The 24,477-nt window shown below is 57.1% G+C and carries 18 protein-coding genes and 1 tRNA gene; 5 read left to right on the top strand and 14 right to left on the bottom strand.

Going from position 1 to position 24,477, the window contains the following annotated elements:
• Positions 1-34: 34 nt before the first annotated feature.
• Both ACWHYZ_RS05225 and ACWHYZ_RS05220 read left to right on the top strand, forming a co-directional pair.
• Positions 35-613 carry an esterase/lipase family protein gene (locus ACWHYZ_RS05225; protein WP_447986230.1) on the top strand — a complete coding sequence of 193 codons (579 nt, stop codon included), beginning with the start codon at positions 35-37 and terminating at the stop codon, positions 611-613.
• 296 nt (positions 614-909) lie between these two features.
• Positions 910-1,257 (top strand): hypothetical protein, encoded by a 348-nt coding sequence (locus ACWHYZ_RS05220; protein WP_447986229.1) that lies wholly within the window; start codon positions 910-912, stop codon positions 1,255-1,257.
• Between the two features lie 207 nt (positions 1,258-1,464).
• Here the strand turns inward: ACWHYZ_RS05220 and ACWHYZ_RS05215 are convergent, their stop codons facing one another.
• The 5 genes from ACWHYZ_RS05215 to ACWHYZ_RS05195 form a co-directional block, all read right to left on the bottom strand.
• Positions 1,465-1,650 carry a hypothetical protein gene (locus ACWHYZ_RS05215; RefSeq protein WP_447986228.1) on the bottom strand — a complete coding sequence of 62 codons (186 nt, stop codon included), beginning with the start codon at positions 1,648-1,650 and terminating at the stop codon, positions 1,465-1,467.
• 155 nt (positions 1,651-1,805) lie between these two features.
• Positions 1,806-2,321 carry a DUF1353 domain-containing protein gene (locus ACWHYZ_RS05210; RefSeq protein WP_447986227.1) on the bottom strand — a complete coding sequence of 172 codons (516 nt, stop codon included), beginning with the start codon at positions 2,319-2,321 and terminating at the stop codon, positions 1,806-1,808.
• Between the two features lie 1,162 nt (positions 2,322-3,483).
• Positions 3,484-3,561 (bottom strand) — tRNA-Glu (locus tag ACWHYZ_RS05205).
• Positions 3,562-3,609: 48 nt separating this feature from the next.
• On the bottom strand, positions 3,610-4,047 hold the full coding sequence (locus ACWHYZ_RS05200; RefSeq protein WP_447986226.1) for a DUF5069 domain-containing protein: 438 nt from the start codon (positions 4,045-4,047) through the stop codon (positions 3,610-3,612).
• An 87-nt stretch (positions 4,048-4,134) separates the two neighbouring features.
• Positions 4,135-4,704, bottom strand: a complete 570-nt coding sequence (locus tag ACWHYZ_RS05195; protein WP_447986225.1) for a DUF309 domain-containing protein — start codon at positions 4,702-4,704, stop codon at positions 4,135-4,137.
• A 523-nt stretch (positions 4,705-5,227) separates the two neighbouring features.
• Here ACWHYZ_RS05195 and ACWHYZ_RS05190 point away from each other — a divergent pair.
• Positions 5,228-7,267, top strand: coding sequence for an LEPR-XLL domain-containing protein (locus ACWHYZ_RS05190; protein ID WP_447986224.1), 2,040 nt, complete (start codon positions 5,228-5,230; stop codon positions 7,265-7,267).
• 123 nt (positions 7,268-7,390) lie between these two features.
• Here the strand turns inward: ACWHYZ_RS05190 and ACWHYZ_RS05185 are convergent, their stop codons facing one another.
• Positions 7,391-8,590, bottom strand: coding sequence for a TolC family protein (locus tag ACWHYZ_RS05185; protein ID WP_447986223.1), 1,200 nt, complete (start codon positions 8,588-8,590; stop codon positions 7,391-7,393).
• 176 nt (positions 8,591-8,766) lie between these two features.
• Here ACWHYZ_RS05185 and ACWHYZ_RS05180 point away from each other — a divergent pair, with 176 nt between their 5' ends.
• On the top strand, positions 8,767-8,949 hold the full coding sequence (locus ACWHYZ_RS05180) for a hypothetical protein (protein ID WP_447986222.1): 183 nt from the start codon (positions 8,767-8,769) through the stop codon (positions 8,947-8,949).
• Here the strand turns inward: ACWHYZ_RS05180 and ACWHYZ_RS05175 are convergent, their stop codons facing one another.
• The 5 genes from ACWHYZ_RS05175 to ACWHYZ_RS05155 form a co-directional block, all read right to left on the bottom strand.
• On the bottom strand, positions 8,950-9,771 hold the full coding sequence (locus tag ACWHYZ_RS05175; protein WP_447986221.1) for an efflux RND transporter periplasmic adaptor subunit: 822 nt from the start codon (positions 9,769-9,771) through the stop codon (positions 8,950-8,952). It abuts the gene before it with no gap.
• A gap of 5 nt (positions 9,772-9,776) precedes the next feature.
• Positions 9,777-10,487 carry an efflux RND transporter periplasmic adaptor subunit gene (locus ACWHYZ_RS05170; protein WP_447986220.1) on the bottom strand — a complete coding sequence of 237 codons (711 nt, stop codon included), beginning with the start codon at positions 10,485-10,487 and terminating at the stop codon, positions 9,777-9,779.
• Positions 10,488-10,497: 10 nt separating this feature from the next.
• Positions 10,498-12,465 carry a preprotein translocase subunit SecA gene (locus ACWHYZ_RS05165; protein WP_447986219.1) on the bottom strand — a complete coding sequence of 656 codons (1,968 nt, stop codon included), beginning with the start codon at positions 12,463-12,465 and terminating at the stop codon, positions 10,498-10,500.
• Positions 12,466-12,706: 241 nt separating this feature from the next.
• A complete protein-coding gene (locus tag ACWHYZ_RS05160) occupies positions 12,707-14,857 on the bottom strand; it encodes an HlyD family efflux transporter periplasmic adaptor subunit (protein ID WP_447986218.1) in 2,151 nt (716 codons plus the stop codon).
• A 9-nt stretch (positions 14,858-14,866) separates the two neighbouring features.
• On the bottom strand, positions 14,867-16,318 hold the full coding sequence (locus ACWHYZ_RS05155; RefSeq protein WP_447986217.1) for an HlyD family efflux transporter periplasmic adaptor subunit: 1,452 nt from the start codon (positions 16,316-16,318) through the stop codon (positions 14,867-14,869).
• A gap of 402 nt (positions 16,319-16,720) precedes the next feature.
• Between ACWHYZ_RS05155 and ACWHYZ_RS05150 the strand changes: the two genes are divergently transcribed.
• Entirely contained in the window at positions 16,721-17,356 is a 636-nt protein-coding gene (locus tag ACWHYZ_RS05150; RefSeq protein WP_447986216.1) for a peroxiredoxin, read from the top strand.
• 90 nt (positions 17,357-17,446) lie between these two features.
• Here the strand turns inward: ACWHYZ_RS05150 and ACWHYZ_RS05145 are convergent, their stop codons facing one another.
• The 3 genes from ACWHYZ_RS05145 to ACWHYZ_RS05135 all read right to left on the bottom strand — a co-directional run bounded on the left by ACWHYZ_RS05145 (position 17,447) and on the right by ACWHYZ_RS05135 (position 24,313).
• Positions 17,447-18,292, bottom strand: coding sequence for a PEP-CTERM sorting domain-containing protein (locus tag ACWHYZ_RS05145; RefSeq protein ID WP_447986215.1), 846 nt, complete (start codon positions 18,290-18,292; stop codon positions 17,447-17,449).
• Between the two features lie 280 nt (positions 18,293-18,572).
• Positions 18,573-21,014, bottom strand: a complete 2,442-nt coding sequence (locus ACWHYZ_RS05140) for a B12-binding domain-containing radical SAM protein (protein ID WP_447986214.1) — start codon at positions 21,012-21,014, stop codon at positions 18,573-18,575.
• A 116-nt stretch (positions 21,015-21,130) separates the two neighbouring features.
• Positions 21,131-24,313 carry a hypothetical protein gene (locus tag ACWHYZ_RS05135; RefSeq protein ID WP_447986213.1) on the bottom strand — a complete coding sequence of 1,061 codons (3,183 nt, stop codon included), beginning with the start codon at positions 24,311-24,313 and terminating at the stop codon, positions 21,131-21,133.
• Positions 24,314-24,477: the final 164 nt, after the last annotated feature.

The raw sequence follows: 24,477 nt of genomic DNA, 5'->3' as shown, positions 1-24,477 counted from the left end.
GAGAATCCATTCACCCGGGGAGAATAGATGCAATATGGAATCGACCTCCCCTCTTTCATGCTTTAGGGCAGCAAACCGCCCGAAGGTATCTCGCTTTATTAAGTCAACCGACCAAGACCATCTCGTCGTATTTATCCACGGCATCACCGGGGATCCCGAGAAGACATGGTTCAACAGGCATAGCGGGGCGTATTGGCCAACGCTTCTTACAGAAGATCCGGATTTCGGCCGGTTCGATGTATTTGTAGTGAGTTATCCCAGTCCTTTCCTCGGCCGAGCGTCGACGATAGAAGAAAATGCGACGCGGCTACTGCAGCAATTTCAAGATGGCGGCCTCTTTGATCGGTTCAAGCAGATTTACTTTATCGCCCATAGCATGGGTGGCCTGATAATCAAACGGATGCTGGTTGATCTGAACAGGGAGAGCAAGGTGGAACAACTTCGGCTTGTGCGGGCGGTTCTCTTTCTGTCGACGCCTGCTCAGGGCTCCTCATTAGCAAGGCTGGCAGCTTGGTTCACGAGCAATCCCCAATTTGCCGACTTACGGTCGGCCGTGTCGAATACGTATCTGCAGGCCGTAGACAACCAATGGGAAACACTTCTTCGGGACTGAAACGAGCAGCAGGCCACGTTTCCAAAATCGTTCTGTGCTTATGAGACACGAAAAACTGCTCCGCCTTCATCGTGAGCCGGATCTATGCGAAGACGGGCATCGGATGAAAATCCGTATCCAATGGACCTCGCTCATGGTGAGATAGCGAAACCCTTTGGGAAGGAAGGTGACCCCTATGGTGGGCGAAGGCAAAGATTCTCAAGACTGCAGCGCTTGACGGAGGACAACGCTTACCTGGAAGACGTCCTCCGTACGCCGAGAAGTACTCGCAAGTCCTCGCGGAAGTTCGCCGAAGTTTGAAGGAGCTGGAATACAAACTGAGCGCATATAAAGGCAATGGTGAGTTAGACAGCCTGCAGGAAAACCTGCGAGAGAAGGGCTTGAGCCAGAATCCCTTTACGGTCTATCTTCGACCTGCCCTCAAAAGCATTTTAGAAGACCCGGACAAACGCGCGCTGCTGGATGGACAATGTATCGAAACCCTCGAAGAGTTGTACAGCCGACCGCGGTTTACTATCCAGGAGACTCTGATCAAGCTTGCAGTCATTCAAAAAAATCCGGCGTCGCCGATGACCGGCCCCCGAAACGCTGAAATAAAGCAACTCGATCCTCGGCTCATCGTGACCGTTCAATCGGTGAGATGACGAGTGTAGGCTCGCCCAAGTAAGTCGACTGCCTCGGAAGTCTTCTCTCAACTTTCCGTAGCCTGACAGACTGCCCAATTATATCCTCTGCTCTTCTCTCCTATCGCTCAACAGCATGAGTTTTCAGACCATGCAAGAAATTTTAGCTTGATGGAGTTGAGTATGAGGGAGGCAGAACCACAAGACGGATGCCTACAGAAGGCCGGACTACGGCAAAATGAGGTCCTTGCGCCCGATACCACACGGCGGATCGGAAAAAGAAATGTCCCCCTCAAAGGGTAAGATCCACGTATCCGGGAGGCGTATCGCCATCCAGGTCCCAATGCGCATAGAGAAGCGATCATGCTCAATCCCATGGCGTCGTTCGGCATGAACCCGCACCTGCAGAGACATGATCACATCGACCCGGGACGCTATAAATTAACATCGCGCATGTGTGAAGATGTCCCTTTTAGCGACGATGCTTTCGACCTTTGCCCACCTTGGGCAATTTCAGGCCAACCACGACCTCTAGCGCCTTATTCATGCGCCGCTCTAACTCCTTTGGATCATCGGACTCCCCTCCTAGCTAATACGTGCTCGGATATTCGCTGATAGTCGCGCACCAGTCGTTCTTCATCTTCCGTCTGATGGAGCCGGGCACCATCCTTCACTGCGGAATCCGCGGTTCTCCATTGCTTCACATTAGGTACCGCCGCCCCGATTCGCACCCCAACATATAAGAGGATCGACTGATAGATCGAGCAGCCCCCTGCACGACACGCATGATAAAACATACGGTCGGCGGCCAAACGTTTCTCCGAATTGTTTCCAGCTGCGACGCACGCGACATCGTGCACGACTGAAGCACGTCGATAATCACCAGTGTACGGTGGCCCAACTAACGACCACAAAGCACGGGGAATAGAAGTGCCGTCAACTACAGAGCCTTTCGGTGCATCCCATTGTTCCCCGTCGGCCTCAACAAACCAGAAGTCATCGAGCAGCCGCATGCCTCGGTCATCGATCTCATCTTCAGTAAGCCAATTTGCGTTTGGTGTGCCTGAGAATTCCCCATGGTTCATATGGACCTCCGGTGGATCACACTCAGCGCGTGAGCCACATAGATAGCATAATTTGAATAGAGCTAATACTGTGGCAGGCTCTTAGGTGCTGCTTTTGAGCTAGGGCTTGTGGACTGCTGCTCGCAACGGATATGGGATACTGATTCGGATTCGCTGGAGCCCAGTCGATCCCTGACGCCCGCTGCCAGGAGTCCTCCATGACTTCGCGACACAGTTCCGGCGCGGAAAGACATTATGGCGGCACCTATTCCTTGAACATGGCCATCTTGAGCATCGGCACTGCAGAATGGACCTTGTACGCCTGGATTTTCACCGCATGAGCATTATGGGGAATTGAAAATGCAAGACTTAGACTTGGACAGGCGAGCGTTGAAAAGCGGATCAACCGGATGGTTCTCTTCATTACGATGATATTTGGCGGAGCTCAATTGTCGGACCGCAGTATCGGACGCGATCCTGGATTGGAGGGCGGGCAAAACGGAAATTATCTATCCCTGTTTTTAGACTTATCCTTACTACCTTCACTTTCACAATTTCCTCAACGCTCTTTCTAGTGTCCGTGATAACCCTGAAGGAAAGTGACTGCACGCACAAGTCCTTGGACATTGATGTTTCTCCGGGACGACGTATTCCGGGTCAGGTCTCTTTAATCTCTTGCTCGCTTTGGCACTGGCCGCATTTCGCGATCTTAATATGTCGCCATGCAGAGGCGCACGTCTTGCCGTCGTCTCCACACATGCTCAAGATTGCGGCAGACAAAGCGCTGGTTCAACTTCGAGCTGGGAAAGGAGGTAAGCTGGACCGGCGAACGGGAGCTGTCGATGATGAGAGCGATGGAAATAAGGATCCCGCTATCCGGGAAGGTCTGAGTGCTGAGGAGCCTAGGAGGCAGCAACTGATCATCGAACTGGAGTGGCTTTCCTCGGCCGATGGCCTTTCGGACCTTAATGAAGCCCGGCCCAACGCGATCTCAAAGCGCGTGTTGCGGATACGCAGGCCTTGCTAGGCAGGCAGATGTCGAGGGCCAGATGGCTTCTCAAAACACGGATTAATCAACCGCTACACTGTGAGGCAGTAAGAGAGGGAAATCAGCGAGGGTATTGAATAACCGGGACGACAGTTATCTGTCGCTCCTGGCTGAATTTGGCGGGTCCGTTGAAAATGGTGTCCCCAACGGGATTTGAACCCGTGTTGCCGGCTTGAAAGGCCGACGTCCTAGGCCAGGCTAGACGATGGGGACCCCTCGGTGAGTCGTGAACTGTAGCAAATAGGAGCGCGCAGAGTCAAACTACAATCGGCCTTCGTCCAGCTCGATCACGTCGGCCCATGTTGCGACCGCCGGCAGCGCATCCACCGTCACGCCCCGCTTCGCCGCAACCTCGCGCAACCGTCCCTGAAAACGTTGGCAGGCTGCGTCGTCTTGCGGACCGCTTGTAACAATCCGGTCGTTCCACTGCCGAATGTCTTCATCGCTCAAAGGACGGGCGTGACTTTTCACCCAAAGCACAATGTCATCGTCGGTCCCGCCTTGCAGGACACGACGTTCCAAGACTTCACCAGTGAGACCTAACAGGTCCAGCAAATACTTGTCGAATCCCGCCATCAGATAGTTATAGTCCTGAATCTGGCCGGCGTGGCGCAGGCGGATCTTGTCGATTAATCGGCCCAAATGTGCGAGGCCGCCCAGGAGTACTTTGGGGCTTCGCGGATATGTCACTGTGTCCATTTCCCGTGCTCCTTATCCGATCCTCTGGTCAGAGACTGGTTTGTATCAACCTAGCGAGCGTAGCACATCCAGCCGTTAATGCCGCAGCTAGTCGGCAGAGGTCAGTAATCGGATGCGGGCCGGCGTGTCACGTGAACCGGCGATGTACGCCCGCATGTCCCGCTCAAAACGTCTGACATCGATTCCCATGTAGATATGAGGGAGAGGCTGAAAGCGTTCGAAGGCTGCCAAACTCAGCCGGCCGGCTGATGCAGGACTGCCCATACATAGCTTTAAGTTAGCGGCCGCAACCTGAATGAGCGCTTGGAAGAAGCAGCCTTGCTCTGTTTTCCGTGCCCCGCGCCAAAAGCCTTCGAATACTTCATGACACTCCCACCAAAAGTCAAAGTTATAGAGATCCACGCCGTAGAGGTACGCGTCATTGGTCTGCCATTGATCCGGAGCCACGGCTGAAAGAGCTGGTTCAGCATGGCCATAAGAATGCCCGTCAGGATGCCGGCGGGGATGGGGCGTGACCCCCGGGATGAAGCGATACGCAGGGAACGCCCGGGATGAATAGCGTGGCCATTTTGAACCCGGCGCGCCGGATTCAGCCCACCGAGGAGCAGGGTCAGGAGATCGTCCCGGCAGCCGTCCCTGTTCGTGATGTTCATCCATCGGTAGGGCTACTGTATCGTAACGAGGCGGTAGTGCCTAGCCTGAATATTCAGCATTGTCATCGCCCACAGCTGAGTCCAAAGGCCGCGGGGGCCACTATGAGAGCGACGCAGACGTCTTGCGGTCTGTCGAGGAGACCGAGAGAGAAGAGCCCCGTGCGGCGTGAGAGCATCCACTGTAGCAGCAGGCGTTCATGAAGACCGGGCTAAGCCGGCCGCGCCTTACCGCGAGGGCAGATAAAGCGGCCTCGCTCTTGTACAAATCATGATTCGCTTTTCCCTTTCCGTCCAACGGACATGCGATCATTACCCACATGACGGCTGTATTGCGCTTAACTGCAGGCCTGATCAGATGTTTTTGCTGATCATTTCGATAGCCAAACCATAACACGTGTATACGCCTAAGTTATTATCCGTTCTTGCGTTGAAGGGGGCCGAGCTATACGTTGCGTGTCGCATCAGTGAACTTCCACCTCAGCCCCGATCGCTGGTGTACACATAACAAGACAAGGAGGGATAGGGTAATGGCGAAGGCACGTTCTCTTAAGAGGATTCGAACGTGGTATCAAACCCGGTATGGTGCCCCGACGCCTGAGAGGTCGGAGGGCCACGCGACGCGCCGGACTCGTGTCCACAAGGCCTCGCCATTTGCTCTGGAATCGCTCGAAGCCCGAGTCCTGCTCAGCGCGGATCTCGCGACGGCAGCACCTGTGGTTCCTGTCACCCAAAATATTGACGCCGCAGCCACAGTTAGCGTAGTCAATGCCACTCAAGCAATAGCCGTTGTTCAGGACATCAAGTCCGGCAGCCCGCATTTGCCGCATCTGCGGGTTGCAGACTTCGGGCGCTCGTATCACGAGAGCTCCTGGGGTAGTCCTGCAAACCCGTCGCGGACGGAAAGCACGGTACAATGGTTCGCAAATCGGGTCGATCTGACGGAAAGCCAAGACACAGTCGGACACTTTCGGCAGTACAATCCCACGATTCAATCCTGGGTGTACGCTCTGGATCTCTATCAATACCAAAACGAAGTGAGCGGACTGCCCGAGTCCTCCTTTCTTCACGTGAGTGAACCCACCTCGGTCACGTTGAAAGATATCAATGGTAACGTCCTCGCGGACTACACCATTCCCACCGGAGGCCGATTCGAAGCGGCAGTGTGGGTCAACAAGCATTGGCCATTCAATATCAAAGATCCCAACCTCCGTGCATACGATAGCAACAGAATACTCAACTTAGTCGGTGGTGAAGCGGGCGTCTTTCTCGATGCGCACGGATCGGGATTCTCGGACACCTTCAAGATTGGATTTCAAACGATCATTAACTCCGGCGGCGGCATTCAAGAGTATGGCGGCTTGCGGCCCGGCGATCCGCGATTAGATGCGGCGTATGGCGCGGATTTGCTCAGTTGGATGACACAGCTTCATGGCGACTTAGCGGCGGCCGGCAAGTGGGGAATTCTCAATCAGGCAACGAACTTTGCCTACGACCCGATGTCCCGAGAGCAAGCGATCGCCATCGGCGGATTTCAGACGGAAAATTTGATCGCACCGGACTCCTTGCGCGGCGCGGATAGTGTGTGGAGTCTGTATGACCTGACGCAGCGCGTCACGGCGAATGGGGGACACGCGGTTATCACCGGCAAATGGAATTTCCAACCGGCGAATTACACATCCGGAAGCTATGGATCGGGCGAAGCGCGCAATGATATGTGGAGATTATCCTTTTACTATTTGACCAAGGAGCCGGCAGGAAGTAGTGGACACAGCTATTTCGACCTGACATTGCCAAGTTATATGACGAATGATATTCCTGGCGACGCAAGCCATTGGTATAGCGCCTATCAATTCGATGTCGGTGAACCGACTGGTGGAATGACTGAGGCCCAGAGCGGCACCTCGCCGAGCGATGGGGCTCCGTACACGGTCTTCTCACGGTCCTATACCAATGCGAAAGTTCTCTTTCGTCCCATGGACCAATGGTCGAGCACGGACTACGGAGACAGGAGCGCCGTGACAGTCCAGCTGAACGGCAACTACCGTCAACTGAAGGAAGACGCGACGCTGGGGCCGGTGACGAACAGTGTGCAAATTCGCAATGCCGAGGCGCTGATTCTCGTCCCCGTTTCCACTGTGGCATCGAATGTAGTGGCGACCCCGGCGGCACCTGTTCCGGCCGCCACGCCGGTGAGCACAGCGCCGGCGCCGGCGGTTGAGCCGACGCCGATGGTACAGCCTGCGCCGGTGGTCAACCCGACACCGGTCAGTGTTGAGCCTGCGCCGGCGCCCATAGCGACTTCGCCATTACCGGCCGCATCGGAAAGCAAGACCGTCGCAGAAATGCTTGCCCTTTCGTTTCCCTCTAATGAGACTGTCTTGCCGACAACGCCTCCAGCGCCGGTCATTTCGCAGGTCGTAGTACCCGATACAGTACCTCCTGCGCCTGTGATCCCCGTGGCGCCCGTCGCGCCAGAGCCCGTGACCAACACTCCGCCGCCACCCACGACCGCTGAGAGGTCATTTACCGTGGCCGAGATGCTCGCTATGGACTGGACGACTCGGTAGACCCACGATTCAGGACATGGCCTCCGAGGCCATCGGAAGAGAATACAAAGGCCGGTCGTCCGACACAGACGACCGGCCTTTGTGTGTCGATCGGAAGACCATTTCGTGAATGAGCTGAATTGATTACGACACGCGGTCCAGCTGTCCTAAGGCACGAGCGAGGTTGATACGCGCTTGATTGAGACGAAACATTGCATCCACCGTATTTTCACGCCCCCGGCTCACCGAAAAGAGCGCATTGGTGACTTCCAGATTGCTGCTGGAGCTGAGCACGGCGAAGCGCTCGCGGGCCAAGGCCAACTCGGTGAGTGCAGCTTCCATCCCCGACTTGGCGATGCGTAACTGTTCCTGCGCTGACGCGAGGGTGACGAGCGCTTCTCGCACCTCCAGGGTCACATGGTTCGACACGTTCTGAAGACGTATCATTTCCTGTCTGACCTGGCTGCGGCCTTCTTGTATACGCCCCTGACGCTGTCCCCCGTCAAACAAAGGGACGGAGAGAAATGCCCCGATATTATACGTGTCGATCGTCGTATCCATACGATTGCCGATTCGCCCATAATCTCCTTGTGCCTGAATCGATGGCAACCGCTCGCTCTTCGTCGAATCGAGTCCGATCGAAGCCGTCTTGATACGTTGCGCTTGGGCTTTTACTTCCATACGGTCCGCCAGTGCCGTCGTCACGGCATCCTGAATAGAAGGAACCGCATCGACCTCGGTTTTGAGGCTATCAGTCAACACGAGCCGGACCTCAAAGGGAAGGCCGAGGGCATTGATGATATTCAAATGCACGCGTTCCACCTCATAGCGTGCAGTCGCCAATTGCTGGCGTTCATTCTCGAGTTGAGCCTGCAGACGAGCCGTATCCAAGCCCGTGCCCATACCGCCACCTCGACGGTCGCGGGCTAATTGAATCAGTTCCGTGAACAGTTGCAGATTCGATTCATGCGCCTTCACCAGAGCATCGGCCCGCAACGCTTCCACATACAGCAAGCCAACAGTTCCCATGGTATCAGACTTGGTCGTCTCGGACTCGAGCTCCGCTACTTTCAGTGCCTCACGGGACGCCTTCCATCGCTGAATGAGGCTTAAGCTGAAGAGGGATTGCGTCATAGAGACCCGTGCGTCATACACCTCGAATGGATTCGTTCGCATCGGGGTCAACCCGAATTTTCCGAGATACACGGTTTGGTGCGTGATTTGCCCGGCCCCATTCACATTGGGCAACAATGCTCCGAATTGCGTGGAGCTGGCCGCTCGTGCGGCCTCAATTTTCTCTTTGTACAACCGGACGTCGGGATTGTTATCCAGTGCCGCCTCCATCGCCCCCTTCAGTGACAGCCGCAGCTCAGTGGGAGGCAGCGTCGTAGGGTCGAGCGGAGAAGCGGCGCGACTTGTCTCGACTTGAAGAGCTACAGCACATGTTGCACAGAGTATGGCTAGTATCAGAGTTGTTCTATTCATTCAGATACCCTTTACTGAGAGGAGGAAATCACTGAATGCGCTATTGCCGCTACCGCAATCCGACTGCGCAGCGCGTCGCAATGTCGCGCAGCGGGATGTTTAAAAAGGAGATCCAGCAAGGCCGCAGTGAACGAGGAGCCGGGACGCACTCTAGTCAGTACGTCCGAGGCTCTGAACGAGTGGGAACGAAGCTGGAGGCCTTGTTGAACATTCCGTAGCTATTGCGGCGCAATGCGTGCCGTACACGCCACACCGGCCGGAATGCGGTATTGCGGATTGGGAAGCTCCAGACGCACGCGAAAGGTACCGCTCGCACTGTCCACAATCGGATTGATGACCGTCACGTGGGCCCGATGCATACCCGGCTTCGTATGGTCCATCTTCAGGTCGATCGGCATGCCGACGGTAAACTTCCCGAGCAAGGACACAGGGGCTAACACTTCGACTTGAAGCGGATCGAGCTGAGCGATCTGTAAGATCGGCTTATCCTTAACGAGTTCGCCGGGCGCCACGTACCGCTCAATCACCACCCCAGTGATAGGGCTCCGGATGGTCCGCAATGCCAGAGCCGCTTCCGCCCGCACCAGTTGCCGCTGGGCCAAGACTTTATTTTCCAACGCCTCAAGATGAGCGGCCTCCGTTACCCGCTGCTCGGTCTCCGCTTCATCGAACTCGTTCGACGCAATGGCGGAGCTGCTCGTCAGGTTTCGTGCGCGCCCTGCCTTGCGGCGACTGAACTCGGCTTTCACTTGCGTGCTTGTGATCGCCGCCTCCATCTCGACTTTCGCTTTGGCGACATCCACTTCCGCCTGTTCAAGACTCGATTCTATGTTCGCCAACACCTGTCCTTCTTTCACCAGATCTCCTTGATCCACTGAAAGCTGCGTCAGTAGCCCCGGGATGGGACTTCCGACCGCCACGATGACGCGCGGCTTCACCACACACGACAAGTCGCTCCCGGCATTGACGGGACTGACTGCAACGACCGCCATCCATATCACACATTGGGACCATGCCCACCGCCATATGCGCTGTCTCATGCCGGCTATCTATCCTTGTTGGTTGAGGTTGAATCCGTTGCCGCCCCATTCTTCTCTTGCTTCTGAGGAAACCGAACGGTGCACTTGAGCCCTGCAGGGATCCGTAGATCCGGATTCGGTAGTTCCATCCTGATGCCCAATGTTCCACTCCCGGCATCGACGACGTGATCGACCACCGTCACCTTGGCTTTATGAGTGCCGCCCACCGGCTCCTCGGGTTTCACTTGCACTTCCATCCCTACCGTGATTTTCCCCAGCATCGAAATAGGGACATAGGCTTCGACCCGCAGCGGATGAAGCTGGGCCAGCTTGAGGATCTTTTCTTGCTTCGGATACTCGCCCGGCGACATGAAGCGTTCGACAACCACGCCGTTAATAGGACTGCGGATCGTTCGCATATTGACTTCGGCAGTGGTGCGTTGCAGCTCAAGGTCGGCCAACCGCCGGTTGGACAGTTCCGCCTGGGCGTGCGCCACCGCGCCGGTCGCGCGCTCCACACTCGTATCAAGGGTCGCCACAATCTGGCCTTCTTTGACCAGATCGCCGCGGTCCACGGTGACGGTCTCGAGTATGCCGCCGACCGGAGTCGTCACTGTAATCACCACATAGGGATGAATCAGGCAGTTGCCCTCCGCCGCCGATATTGCCGGTCTCGGCAACAGCAGCGACATCCCGAACATCCCGAGTCCGACTGTGTACATCCACCGATTAGTCACGCTGTTCCTCCTATTCCGGCCGCCCGGCGAACGCCAGCGCCGTATTTAGGTGTTCGTCCATTTTCAACACGGCGACGCGCATGCGTGCATGCGTTCGTTCGGCACGGTGCTGTGTCCACCAGAACAACACCCGTCCGATCCACCGAGGAGCCGGACCTCCGACGGAGGACACCGACCGTGAGAACCATCGCAAGAAAGGACCCGTCTGCGCCATGATCAGCTCATCTTCCAACGAAAGGATCGCTTGGTACGTACCCGGATCGCCTTGCCGGCCGCACCGGCCAAAGAGCTGTCTGTCGATACGGCGTGCATCGTGGCGTTCGGTGGCAATGACATGGAGCCCGCCCGCCTTCGCAACACCCGTCCCCAGCCGCACATCGGTCCCGCGACCAGCCATATTGGTGGCGACTGTCATGCGGCCCGGCTCCCCGGCTTCCGCAATGATGGCCGCTTCCTCGCCGTCCTGTCGCGCATTGAGCACCCGATGCGGAACGCCATGCCGAGTAAGAAGGCGGCTCAAGTGATCGGAGGCCGCGACCGTTCTGGTGCCGACCAGCACGGAGCGCCCGTGCTGACGCGCCTCCGTCACCGCGCGAATGACGGCGTCCCATTTCGCACCGGCGGTGGCGTGAATCTGATCCGGAATGCGGCGTCTTTGGACAGGCCGGTTGGTCGGAATGCGCACAACACCGAGCCGGTAGACCGACCACAGTTCTCCCCCCACTTCCTTGGCTGTTCCGGTCATGCCGGCCAGTCGCAGGTACCGCCGAAAGAATCGTTGGTAGCTGATCCGTGCAAGCGTTTCCTGACGTTGACCCAACGGACAGCCCTCTTTGACTTCGATCATCTGATGAAGTCCGCGCTCCCAGTTGCGATCCGGCATGACGCGCCCGGTATACTCGTCGATAATTCGCACAGCATCATCCTGAACGAGATAATGCTGCTCGCGATGAAAGAGATGTTGCGCCGTCAGCGCTTGTTGAACGAGGTATTCGCGTCGCTTGCGTCCCTTCCAGAGTCCGCCACACGACTCCGCCGACTCTCGGAGTCTCGCTTCGCCCTTTGCGGTCAATCGCACGCTACGCTCAGCCTGGTCCACCACAAAGTCCTCGCCTTCGGTAAGACGGCTTGCCAATTTCAGCGCCTCTTCATAGACCGCCTGCTCCATGGCTTCATTGCCGCGTTGTGCGATGATCAAGGGCGTTCGCGCTTCGTCCACCAAGACGCTATCGGCTTCATCCACGATGGCATAATGGAGTCCCCGCAACAGCAGACGCTGAGGCGTCTCGGGATTATGTAAACGCTCTAATTGAAGATGGGTCTGGCTGGGCATCTGCCCCACGACGAGTCGGTCTTTGAGATAATCGAACACCAACTCTTTGTTCGTGCAATAGGTCACGTCACAGGCGTAGGCCGCCCGGCGAGCATCCGGATCCATCCCTTGCTTCACGACGCCGACGGTCAATCCCAAGGCCCCATACACCGGCGCCATCGCCTCCGCATCGCGGGTCGCTAGATAATCGTTGACGGTCACGATATGGACCGGCAGACCGGCAAGCGCCGCCGTACCAGCCGGTAATGTCGCCGTCAGCGTCTTCCCCTCTCCCGTGTCCATCTCCGCCACCCGACCGTTGAGTAAAACCCACCCGCCCAACAGTTGCACATCGAAATGCCGTTGGCCGATCGCGCGGTGCGCGACTTCCCGTATTAAGGCAAAGGTCCTGGCCACAAGGTCCTGGCGGAAGCCGGAGCGGATCAGCATGGGTCGTAATGCCTGAGCCGTAGATTTCAAGTCGCCATCCTTCATGCGAACATATTGTTTGCCCTCGGCAGCGACACATCGTACGAACTCGTCACGGCGGAAAATGGCGGCTCGGAATCGCCGAGCCAGCGGCCCAATGGCCCGGCCCGCCCATTCCTCCAGCTTGCCGACGTGCGGCAGCAGACGTTCAGCATATCCCACACCGGATATCACCACGAGATCTGTCCTTGAAAGAGGATGTTTAAAAAGTTCATGTCAACTTCTTCTCTGTACAACAGAATGTTCAAACTCCGTCTGCTGTTCTCTAACCAGGCCCGAACCGACAGCCTACCTGCAGGAGTTCAACAAGGTCATGTCGCGCGGCCGCAGCGAGCGAAAACCGGAGGCGTACGCTTCTGGTACGTTGAGGGCTTTGAGCGACCCGAGAACAACGCTGGCGACCTTTTGAAGCATCCTGCTACACGTTGAACCGGGTCAGGAAAAGTTGGCGCAAATACCGGCTCCATTGTTCCGCAAATGGAAGCGGCTCATGCGCAAACCTCACGTGCACACGGCCGCCGGCATTGATGACATGGGCATCATCCGCCATGATCAGGTCCACGAGAAATACCCGCTGCATAGCGGTGAGGCCCTTCTCATCCTTCGGATCCATAGGAAGCTGACCGCCTCCGTCGGCTCCTAACGCGGCACTCGGCAATTCTTTAACGGCCGCGGGGGCAACGCGTTCAAGTTGGGCGGAGATGATATCTCCGATTCGTTCAGCCAACCGAACCTGCACTTCCTGAAGATGGTTTCGTACCAGATCGATGTCCCATTGATCCACGATGGCCCGAACGGTGAGCGTGTCGACATCCACGACATGCGCGACGAGATCGCCTTGATGGAGGAAGCGACCGGGCAAGTCCTGAGCGGTTGGGGCCACAAACGTGCCGTTTCGCTGACTGCGGATGACCAACCGATTCACGCGCGTCTGTGCTTCATCACGGGCTTTAGTCGTGTATCGGATCTCTTCCTCCAGCATTTCGGTTTTCACCCGATCGGTCGGCGCCTGCTCCCGGCGACGCGCCTCCAATTCTTGGAGCTGCGCATTGAGCACGCGGAGACGAGTGGACAACTCGGAGTTGCGGCAGGTCACCAGCACATCGCCGGGTTGCACACGCCCCCCGGGCTGCACGATCACCCGATCGACAAATCCATCCACGCCCGCACGCACGAACGCATCCTCCGGCAACCAGACAATACCTTCGGCCATCGTATGGAACGGCATCGGAACAAATCCCACGGTCCCGATAACCACCATGAGAAGGAGTGCGACCGTGGCCACCGCTCGAACCCGCACCAGGCGAAGCCGCGGGTTGGAAAAGAGAAACATGATGCCTTTGCCGAGCGGCCTGAAAATCATGGTGACGGCTGTCAACCCGGCAAACAGCAGCGCGACCAACGGGAATTGGTCTCCAAGAAACAACAGAATCCCGACGACCACGAGGACGCGGTACGCGGCTGAGGCGACGCCGTACAAAACGAACCATACCCGTTCTCCAGTGGTGGCAATCGGTAACTGCGCGTCTCGTTGGGCCAGCACATACCGCTCGCTCAGGTACTCGAAATACCGGTTCGCGCGCTGCTTGAGGTTCGGGATTTCAAGAAAATCCATCAGCATGTAGTAGCCGTCGAATCGAAGCAGCGGGTTCGCGTTGAAGAGAACGGTGGACGCGCCGGCGATCAGAATCGTGTTATAGGCGAGCAGATGGGCGCGGCCAGGTTCCGTGTGCAGCCAGATGACAAGGGCAATCGATGCGAGAAACAGTTCCACCATCATACCGGCCGCGCCGACGAGAATCCGCCTCCATTTGTCTTGAAATGACCAGGCCGCCGACGCTTCGACGTAGGGCACCGGCGTGAACACCATGAGCATCATGCCGAGTTCATGGACCTCTCCGCCAAACGCCTTTGTAACGATGCCATGGCCCATCTCATGGGCCAGCTTCAGGACGGGAAACAGGAGCCACAGCAGGACAAGGTTTTGGGGAGCCAGCGCCTGATCGAAAAAATCCTGCGTCAGATCCGTCCAATGCATCGCCGCCATCAGCACACCCATCCCCACCACCAACATCCAGATCGCGCCCGCGGTCCGCCCCAGGAATGGGCGTATGAACGGGACGATCCGGCTCAGGAACCGATCGGGATCCCAGAGCGGGATACGAAAGGCGAACAGGTTCATCCATGCCGAGGTGTGCTTGCGGCGGGCTTGTTGAGCGGCGCGCCGCGCCAGCTCGGCGGTATTCGGCGTCATGTTGTCGATCATAAGGACATCGGCGGCATGCAGTTGGCTGATGAGATGAATGACCTCATCCTGCGTAGGCCCGTCGTCTCCGAGTTGTGCATTCGCCGCTTCCCAGATCTCATGGATCGTCCGCTGTCCGTTCATGAGGCCGATCACCACATGAGCAGAGGACGCAAAACGATGAAACCGATCGGTGGAGAGATCATGCAGGACGTACCAGACCTGACCACGATACTGGTGACGCTGAAGGCGCACGTGGCCACGAAGACGAGGCTTGAGCCGCTCCACTCGATACCAGGATGCGCTGAAGAGATCGTCAGCCATCGTATCCTCCTACGGCAACCATGCCCACAGCTTCAGACGTACCCAATCGAAGGCCTCGCGCGTCCAGATCCAAATAAGCCGGCGCTGATCAATGTCGACTTTGCCGACCCCTTCCATTGCGGGCCGCAATTGCGATGATGGTGTGGCCAGCCTGGCCTCCACTCGGAAGAAATTCCGTCCGTCTTTCGGCGTGGAGACCGGTGTAATTTTGTCGAGCGTGAAGGGAATCGTCTCGCCCGGCATGGCCGATAACATCAAATGCCCTTGTTGGCCTACCGCGACCGGGGCGATATCCCGCTCGTCCACTTGCAGGACAATCCGGTACGTATCCAGGGGGGCGATCTCGAACAAGACTTTTCCTTCTTCGACGGGTGCGCCAAGGTGTTGACTCCAATCACCCGTGACGACGACCCCGTCGAACGGGGCGACGATCTGCGTGCGGGCGAGTTTATCGGTCGCCAGGTCCAGTTCCGCATTCACTTGGCGAAGCTGCGCTGCGGCAATTTCGACCTTGGGGGCGTCCCGGTCGGCGAGTGCCTTCCGATATTGATTCGTGAGTTCCTCACGGTGACTCAAATGCTTCAGTCGTTCCAACCGAAGATCGTGGTCCTGTAAAGTGGCCAATACCTGGCCATCATGCACGACATCACCTGCGCGAACAGGCGCGGTCTGCAGAAATCCTTGAAACGGCGCCACCGCGGCCCGCTGAACTTCGCCTTCTAGCACGGCTTTCGCCGTCACCCGAAAGTCGCCCGTGATGGTCGCTAATCCAATGATGGTCGTCACCACAGCTACAGCCGCCATCTTGAGAACCAGATGCCCGGGCCCGAGCAGAGCCGCGAGCTGTTCACGACCGGCATCCCAGGTTTTCGCGACCAGCCATCGGTCATCACGGCGTTTCAGCTCAAGAACGGGGCCGGTCAAACCGCCCAGGGCCTCGCACACGGCCAGGGTCTGCTCATCGAAGGGCCGCTCATTCCCACGCTCGAACGTGAGCACGCCGATCGTCTTGCCATGCGCCTGGAGAGGGACCGAGCAGATTGCCCGGCTTCCGTAACGGTTGGCGAGTTCCTGATGAGCCTGCGTAATCTGCATCGCATGACCCGGCCTCGGCGGGAACACCACGGATGCCCGTTGATCCAGCGCTTCTTCCATCGCCGATCCGATCGCTTGAAGGAGATCCGTCTTACGATCGAAGCGGGCGCTATGAGAGAGGGCCTGAACAGACACGGCCCCCTGCTTCACCATGCCGAGGCTCACGCGATCGCAGGCGCATTGGCCCGCCAGTGCCGTCACACAGGCCGTCGCGGCTTCTGCATACCGCTCTGAATGAACGGCGGTTGCCACTGAACCCAGAATCGTCCTGAGGACGGTCTCCGGATGAGCCGGCACGGAAGCCGTGGAAGCTGGAAGTTCCGCGGTCGCTTCCCGCTGTGACGTGGCGCTAACTGTATCTCGCATCTGTGATCACCTAGCTAATGTCAGTGTTGATTACACGTGTCGTCGACCGATAGCCTTAGAGTATTTAATTAGATTGACGAACGAAGAAGGCAGCTGCGAGAAGATCGGACTGAACGATGGTGGCGAAGCATAGCGAATAACGGCGAACATCACAATGGCCGGCCTTCATTATCGAGCCCTTTTCACTGGACAAAGAAATTGGGATTCCACGTAAAATGTCAAACTACAGGGGGAGACTTCGTAAGACCGACCGAGATGGCTTTTTGGCAACGTCCTCGAGGATGGCGCTATTCGTGAGGAGGCAAAGAAGGAGTGTCCGGTCTTGCACAGCGATCCGTGGAAGGAGTAGTTTAACGATAATTTCTCTGGGCACAGCAGATCAATTGCACAAGGAGGCAAGCCATGGCACTACGATTAGGGGATGAAGCGCCGAATTTTACGGCAGAAACGACGGAAGGTACCATTAATTTTCACGAATGGCTTGGCAATGGATGGGGCATTCTGTTCTCGCATCCCAAGGACTTTACCCCGGTCTGCACGACAGAACTGGGTACCATGGCGAGGATTATGCCCGAGTTCAAGAGGCGGAATGTGAAGGTCCTCGCGATCAGCGTCGATCCGGTCGACTCGCATAAGGGCTGGATCAAGGATATCAACGAGACGCAGAACTGTACGGTGTCCTATCCGATTATTGCCGATCCGGAAAAAAAGGTCGCACAGCTCTACGACATGATCCATCCGAACGCCCTGGACAATATGACGGTTCGCTCGGTCTATATGATCGGCCCGGACAAGAAAATCAAGCTGATGCTGACGTATCCGGCGTCGACTGGACGCAACTTCGATGAACTGCTGAGGGTCATGGACTCGTTGCAGCTGACGGCTCAGTACAAGGTTGCCACCCCCGCCAACTGGAAGCACGGCGAAGATTGCATCATCACGCCGGCCGTGTCCGACGCCGATGCCAAGAATTTATTCCCGAAAGGCTGGAAAGCGGTGAAGCCCTACCTGCGTGTAACCCCGCAACCAAACAAGTAATCGATTCTCGACGGGACATCAAAGACAAGGAGCCGCCTTACGCGGCTCCTTTTTTGAGTCAGCTCTTTGTGCCGAGAGGTCGAGCGTTCGTTAGACCCTCAGGCTTCCGGTTTTCTTCCTGATCCAGGCCAATCCACTCAAGCCCGTCACCAGTAGCAGGAGTGAAGACGGCTCTGGAACGATAGCCTGTGGCTCGCCGTAGAGGAAGTCGTCCATGACGACCACATCGATGGGGGTCCCGGCGAGTTCGCTTGGGCCTAATGCACTATTCCCAGTGGTAATGCGAACCCGCGCAATGCCCTCATCAAATCGGGAGACCCCGAGAAATGAGAGGCCGTTATTCGCAGTCGGCGCGAAAAATGTGCCGAGGGAGGTGCCGTTCGCATTGAAGTACTGAATGGAGGTCGTATTGGCCTGATCCACATCGGTAAAGACGGAACCAAACCCACTCACGGTGGCTGGAGTCGTGCTGCCTGGTACAAAGAAGTTCACATCGACGATATTACTGCCCACTGCAGTAAAGAGCCGTTGAGGGCTAAAGGTTTGGAACATTGAGGAATACGTTGGATTGATATTGTCGAACCGCACGGGAGCGACACCGGCGTTCGCACTGACCTGAACAGCCGTGCCGGGGGTGGAGAAGACGGTCCCGCGCGGTGAATTTACATTAAAGAAGTCCGGGGGCAAATTATTCGGAGCTGCAAAGTTGTTCGGAACCCCGTCCCAGTTGATCTCGCGTCGACCGCTAGGGAACGAGCCCGCGACGTTCGGATTGAGTGGATTGCCCAGGTCGGCCCGAAACGCATCGACGGTACCTTGAATCACTGCCGGATTTGCGCCGCTTCCTTGTTCCACGATAGGAACGGCCCACGATGGAGAGGACGCGCCGACGATCACTGCCATGAGCGCGCTCGTCATCAACAGTCTGTTCGCCATAGACCACCTCCTGAATGTGTCGATCCCCTCATCTTCTCCTGGCAATCTTCATGCTCAACACGTAAGTGCTTGGCAAATCACGACTGTCATGAGGCCCGTACGCAATAATACATGGTGGTGTAAAGCCGACCGTAGGGTCGGCGGAACGTCAGGAAGTCAACAAGGCAGGCAGGATATCGCTATGATGCTGGAGTCACGAGGCAATTCACGCGACAGGCGGTGATTGTCCCTAAACGAAGGGGGTGACAATTTTTCCGGTCTGCTTGTCGCCGCTAAGGTGTCACACCAATAAGAGGCCAATCTCGCGCGTCTTTTTCCAGGCCGTTGATCGGAGCCATGCATCGAACTGGCGAGATCCGCCAGGATAACCGGCCTGCATGTCTTTTAGGACCGGATACCCCTCGCCGCGCTTCCCCGCCATGGGCGTCGCCGCTCGGATCAGGTCAACAAGCCAATGGGCCTTGTCGGCGGGCAATCGCAATGTGACGTCTGCCGTTCGATTAGGAAGAATCACGTGATGAGAGCGCCCGTTCTTCTCAACTACCGGCGTGCCGCCGATCCACACGGATCGGCGCTCCGCGTAAGACTGTCCCTTGGTCGATACCCCAAGCATGCGCACCGCCTCGATGGGCGATTCGTCTAGCTCACGGACCACCGACGTGACCCAATCACATGGAATCTTAGGTCGAGGCACCGGATGATCGAACCACTGTCGCACGTCCGTATGGAGGCCGTCCCGTTCCTTATAAGAAAACAGGGCTTTTCTCAGACCCTCGCCGAGCCAGTCCGGCACCTCCCCGACGGGATCCTCGTGCGTCAGATCGTTTTCGGCGAAGCCGCCGAACGTCGGACCCGTGATGCGAATGCCGTGCGCGACCGGATTCAGCCCCACCGGACTATGAGCCGTCGCGGTAAATCGGTGCCAGAAGGCTGATTGGAGAAGATCCCGCGCGAAGAATTGCCGGACCCGTTCGAGGCTTTCCACTGTCTCAGCAATAGTTTCCCCGGGAAATCCATACATCAAATAGGCATGGACCAGAATACCGGCCGCCTGAAACGTGGCAGCCACCCGTGCCGTCTGCTCGACCGTAATGCCCTTCTTCATGATAGCCAAGAGACGATCGGACGCCACTTCCAATCCCGCGGTGACCGCAATGCATCCGGAGGCAGCCAGGAGCCGACACAAGTCCGCACTAAAGGCTTCTTCGAACCTAATATTGCCCCACCAACTCACCGAGACCCCGCGCTCAAGTAAGGCCAAGGCGAGCGCTTTGAGACCGGCCGGTGGAGCGGCTTCATCGACAAAATGAAACCCGCGGCGACCGGTTTCTGCAATCAGTGTTTCAATGCGATCCGCCAAGAGTTCGCTGGGCGAGGCTTCATAGCGTCCGATGTAATCCAGGCCGACATCACAGAATGTGCATTGTTTCCAGTAGCACCCATGCGCCACGGTGAGCTTGTTCCAATGCCCGTCGGACCAGAGGCGATGCATCGGATTCAGGGTATCGAGAATCGAGAGATACTGATCGAGGTTGAGGCCCGCGTACGTAGGAGTGCCAACCTCCGCCATCCCGAAATCCGGCTCCCGTGCGCCGTTCCGAAAGACGACCTGGCCGGCCGATCGCATGAACGTGCGCTTCAAGTCTGTGTCATTTCGCTTGCCGGCGACATGCTCCAGGATGCACAGCAGTGGACGCTCACCATCATCCAGCGTCACATAATCGACCAGCTCAAACACCCGGGGATCGGTGAGTCGTCGCAATTCCGTATTCGCATAGCCGCCGCCAAGCACGATCGTCGTATCCGGGCGTCTGGACTTGATTGATTGAGCAATTCGAAACGCCCCATACAAATTCCCCGGGAATGGAACCGTCAATCCGACGACCGTGGGATCGACGGCCGTCATGTGCTTCCAGCAGGCATCCAGCATGAATTGATCGGGAAGGCTCAGCGGCTGCTCCAGCGCACGCGCGACGGCATCAAAGGAGCTCGCGGACGTGCCGACCTGTTCCGCATACCGGCTCAAAGCAAAATATGGTGAGACGGTATGCTTGATAAGATCGGCAAGGTCCTCGAGATATAGTGTGGCCAGATGTTTCGCCATGTCCGTTGTGGCGGACGAGTGACGTGATGCGATGTCGACGGGCGAGAACCGTGGCCCCCTCGGAAGGAACTTCCCTTGGCAAATCAACGGAGCCAAGGCCGCATCCCGGCCTTGGAGAAATCCGATCACGGGGTCGATAGTATCGAGATACGCCCGTTCCAACGATAACATCTGCAGGGCTTCTCCCGGGACGTCAGGCATGCGACGAATCTCTTCAAATATTCGGCTCAATCCTGCCCGGGAGAATACCGCCAGAACCATTTCGATGCCGACATCGGCTTGCGCGACAACATCTACCGACTCCGACGTTGACTGGATCGATTCTTGTCTGATCGCACGCGCCCGACCCGACTGCGTCGAGACGGAGCCTTGTCTGATCTCACCCTCCCACCCTGGCTCCGCCGAGACGGAGCCTTGTCTAATCTCACCCTCCCACCCTGGCTCCGCCGAGACGGAGCCTTGTCTAATCTCACCCTCCCACCCCGGCTCCGCCGAGACGGAGCCTTGTCCCAGGACATATCCGCGGGATTTCAAAAAGCCGGTGAGATACGCCGTCGACGGGTATGGCGTATTGAGCTGGGTGAGTGGCGGAATCATGAGCAGGACGCGCGTGGCCATAAGAAAACACCTATCATACCGACAGGCGACACCGCCACCTCAAGCACATCCTCCATACCGAAAAAAAGACTGGTATGCGATGGAGACTTATAACAGTCGGCTTGAATGCGGCCTGATTAGCGGAAGGAGAAATATTCCAGTAAGGACGCAAGGCCAAGCCCGCTGGTGGGAAATAGGACGGCACGAAAAATCGGATGCTGAGTCCATGGAGCAAATGCGCCACTGCCCTCTTCGGAGATCTCGCCCATGACGCGGCTGATCTGCTCCACATCATCGGTCTTCCCCGCTTGCCTTGCCTCATCTCGTGTGACCACCAGGCGTGTGATCGCCGCCTGCCTCAAGTGTTCGGCTGCACGGCCCAATAAAATGGCGCAGACAATCGCATACCCTGCGCTGAGCCCCCACAGCAGAACGAGCCCGACAGGGATATCCCAGTTATCGAACAACCGCATCCGCCCTACAATCAAGATCAAGAGCACGATGAACGGGTAATCGATCAGTCGGCCGACCACCTTCGTGCGTTCCGCGATGAGATCGATCGAAAAGCGAATGAGTTGGGGCTCCGCAACCGGCCTACTGTTTCCACAGCACAGAGCCGTGAGCCGCCGGATGAATTGCTCACACAGCCGTGTCTCATCGACGACAAAAAAGATCAGGGCGAGGAATGACAAGACGCCGAGGAATACAATCAGTCGATCCGCCACCGCACTGACCGATCCCCGGAATGGTGTATGAGGAGGCGTAAAGACGCCCAACAATAAGACCATTCCAAAGAAGCCATACAGCAGCACTTGCGGAACCACTCGGCGCCATTGAGCCTGAAATTCGCTGAATCGTCTGTACTCGTCCCACAACGACATGAGAGTGGTGTGGTGGCAACTGTAGTAGATGCCCCAGGCGCCCGGTCTGATCCAGTCTCGCCAACTGGCCTCCGATGCCGTCGTCTCCATGCCATGCTGACTGTTCTGAGCCGTCTGCTGTGAGACGCGCCGCGTCAGTTGCTCATAGTTTCGCCGTAACGCACGAACGGCTTTGAGCACAAAGACTATGCTCAGTCCGGCGGCGATCATTCGGAGGAGCTCCGTCGGCCAAATGCTCACTCCTTCAAGCCAGTAGAATGGCTCACCTTCCGGGTCGAGTGACAGGCGCCAGAATACGAGCAACATCACGATGAGCAGGAATGCGCCTCCAAACGCAGCCTTCGCCAGCGAAACATCGAATGGGATCAGCAGCACGCATGCCAAGAACACTGCGATGACGGCCCACATGGCATGGTTATATCGAAGATTGTGGAGACTATCGGCCCAGCCTGCGCAGCCGGTTTCATACCATAGTGAAAACGCTTCGCGCGGAGGATGAATGCTTCCCTTCAGTTGTTGTTCGGTGTGGTTGGTATTCTCACACTCCGAAGCCGCCACCGCATGAACTGGATCGGGGGTAAGATCAACGGCCTGTGTCCGACCGACTTCATAGATTCTCGGAACGGCACCTGTCGAAAATGCATACTGTCCTCGTCGATAGTCGCCCGACGATGGTGCCGTGGAGGTGAGATAGCCGACCGCGGTCAATACAGAGAAAAAAACGGACGTTTGATAGCCGTCTCGAAAGGACGGAATGTCGTACTGCAGGGCCGGATGCAACTGCAAACCGAAATGCGACGCGATAATTAGATTCCGCGTCCAATCGTACTGGCTGGGATGAAGAAGCCGGGCGTCGAGATCGGTGGTGAAGAAGATCGCGTAAGGGAACCGCTTCCGCACCGCCTGCAGGATGAGCAGCTTGTCGTACACATCGCTGCCCAGCACTCCGATGGCCTTCAACTCCTTGCCGCTGCCCTCCCAAAGCGCCGCATCCGCCTCTAATCGGGCAACCAGTCGATGTACGTAGTCGAGCTGGGCGTGTCCTTCCGGTCGCTCCAGCTCTTTGACGCTCGCCTGTATGTCGTTGTCTCCTTCCTTCGACTTGCTTTTCCCTGCCTGACTGGATGACTCGCGGCTTGTTGGCTCGCCCGGAATTTCGCCGTCCAACCCTCGCAGATAACTGTAATGATGCAGCCACGAGCGGCCCGACTGAGAACTGCGGTCCTCTGTCACCACCGCGTCCAGAGCGGTCGGCATGTCCGGACAGATGCTTTTTGCAGGCGGTCGAATCCGTTCCGCTTCGACGCACGCTGCGGCTGAGAACTCCACTTGTAACGCGCGACTGTAGAAGCTATCCCATTCGGCGAGCCAGGCAATGTGGTCCTGGCCTACTTCTATCCCCCTTCGATTCAGTTCTTTCAGAAGAGCCATAGCCAATTCATCATCGTGGCCGATGTGCTGCCGGACATCGACGACCTTATTAAGGATCGTCGTGAATTGCCGTTCAAACTCCGCGTAGCTCTGGGGCTCTTTGGGCTGAGGAGCGGAACCGAGTTTATCCTGTAAGCTCAACGCCAGGAGACCGGGGTTGGCCGTGGCCCAGGGCGAATAGAGCGGCATGCGCGGGACAACATCTCGCGGCGCCGGATGCGCGATCGCATCTTCCAGCATCCCGCGCAACGTGGTCGAGGAGGCCGGACCGATTGTCTTAAATGTAATGGTGGCACCGTTGAGTTGCCCCTTTACGTCAGATGTCAACCAGGATAAGCGCTGAAGTGGCTCCTCTGAAAACGCATCTTCGTTCAGCCACATGACCAGAATGTTGTGCGGCTGCTCGGTCGTTTCCCTGCACTGCTGAAACTTCCGCGGTCGATACCATTCATACGGCACGACCAGCTTGTCATACGGAATGGCGGTCGGCACGGATGGACGGGGTGTCCAATTCACATATCCGATGTGTTCAGCGTCTTCAGGAACAAAGCATGCTACGCCGAGTGCCGAGACTACGGCATAGCGCGTCCGGATACGAGTCTCCGTGCCCTCAACATATGGGCCGCCTGGAATCATGATGAACAAGACGGTCACGTGGCCAGGCGGCTTCTTGATAACTTGTGCGATGTCATCCGTCAGGGCCTTGACTGGATGATGATGGTTTGTTTCGGTCCGCTTCTCGGACGCCTTCAGGGTGCCGCCTTCAACACGAAATTCGAAGGTTTTGCCCTGTGACGATTCGGCACGCGCATGCTCTTCTGCCGCTGCGAGCGGATCCTGCCACAGGCGGGCGCGAACCTGCTCCTCGCCGAGCGCCCGTGGGTGTTGCGACTCAGTCGAGCTCGGACGTGAACTTTGCAATGGGGACTGATAGATCAAGAAGCCGGCCGCAATGGCGACAATCAACCCGATTGGAATGGGCCAGGAGGGGCGTTCGCGTTGTGCCATGAGTCATTCCTTCGTCCTGCAGAGCCTACGGAATCGGCCCTTTCAACAACGAATAGGAAGCCGCATCTTTACTTATACGACTATGCCTGGCGATTTCAACAATATTAGGCCAGATAACAACGAGCCGCCCGACTATTGCAATGCGAGAAATGGCGTATGGGCTC

Source organism: Nitrospira sp. Nam74 (assembly GCF_965152615.1).
The sequence above is the reverse complement of the archived record's forward strand: the minus strand, read 5'-3'. Positions and strand labels throughout refer to the sequence as shown.

What these genes read in the sequence shown, in the direction of transcription:
- ACWHYZ_RS05195 (WP_447986225.1), bottom strand. Translation starts at nt 4,704, where the DNA reads ATGGATGAACATCACGAACAGGGACGGCTGCCGGGACGATCTCCTGAC.
- ACWHYZ_RS05135 (WP_447986213.1), bottom strand. Translation starts at nt 24,313, where the DNA reads ATGGCACAACGCGAACGCCCCTCCTGGCCCATTCCAATCGGGTTGATT.
- ACWHYZ_RS05200 (WP_447986226.1), bottom strand. Translation starts at nt 4,047, where the DNA reads ATGGACACAGTGACATATCCGCGAAGCCCCAAAGTACTCCTGGGCGGC.
- ACWHYZ_RS05160 (WP_447986218.1), bottom strand. Translation starts at nt 14,857, where the DNA reads ATGGCTGACGATCTCTTCAGCGCATCCTGGTATCGAGTGGAGCGGCTC.
- ACWHYZ_RS05175 (WP_447986221.1), bottom strand. Translation starts at nt 9,771, where the DNA reads ATGAGACAGCGCATATGGCGGTGGGCATGGTCCCAATGTGTGATATGG.
- ACWHYZ_RS05185 (WP_447986223.1), bottom strand. Translation starts at nt 8,590, where the DNA reads ATGGAGGCGGCACTGGATAACAATCCCGACGTCCGGTTGTACAAAGAG.
- ACWHYZ_RS05215 (WP_447986228.1), bottom strand. Translation starts at nt 1,650, where the DNA reads ATGTCTCTGCAGGTGCGGGTTCATGCCGAACGACGCCATGGGATTGAG.
- ACWHYZ_RS05225 (WP_447986230.1), top strand. Translation starts at nt 35, where the DNA reads ATGGAATCGACCTCCCCTCTTTCATGCTTTAGGGCAGCAAACCGCCCG.
- ACWHYZ_RS05140 (WP_447986214.1), bottom strand. Translation starts at nt 21,014, where the DNA reads ATGGCCACGCGCGTCCTGCTCATGATTCCGCCACTCACCCAGCTCAAT.
- ACWHYZ_RS05190 (WP_447986224.1), top strand. Translation starts at nt 5,228, where the DNA reads ATGGCGAAGGCACGTTCTCTTAAGAGGATTCGAACGTGGTATCAAACC.
- ACWHYZ_RS05155 (WP_447986217.1), bottom strand. Translation starts at nt 16,318, where the DNA reads ATGCGAGATACAGTTAGCGCCACGTCACAGCGGGAAGCGACCGCGGAA.
- ACWHYZ_RS05150 (WP_447986216.1), top strand. Translation starts at nt 16,721, where the DNA reads ATGGCACTACGATTAGGGGATGAAGCGCCGAATTTTACGGCAGAAACG.
- ACWHYZ_RS05210 (WP_447986227.1), bottom strand. Translation starts at nt 2,321, where the DNA reads ATGAACCATGGGGAATTCTCAGGCACACCAAACGCAAATTGGCTTACT.
- ACWHYZ_RS05180 (WP_447986222.1), top strand. Translation starts at nt 8,767, where the DNA reads ATGCGCTATTGCCGCTACCGCAATCCGACTGCGCAGCGCGTCGCAATG.
- ACWHYZ_RS05145 (WP_447986215.1), bottom strand. Translation starts at nt 18,292, where the DNA reads ATGGCGAACAGACTGTTGATGACGAGCGCGCTCATGGCAGTGATCGTC.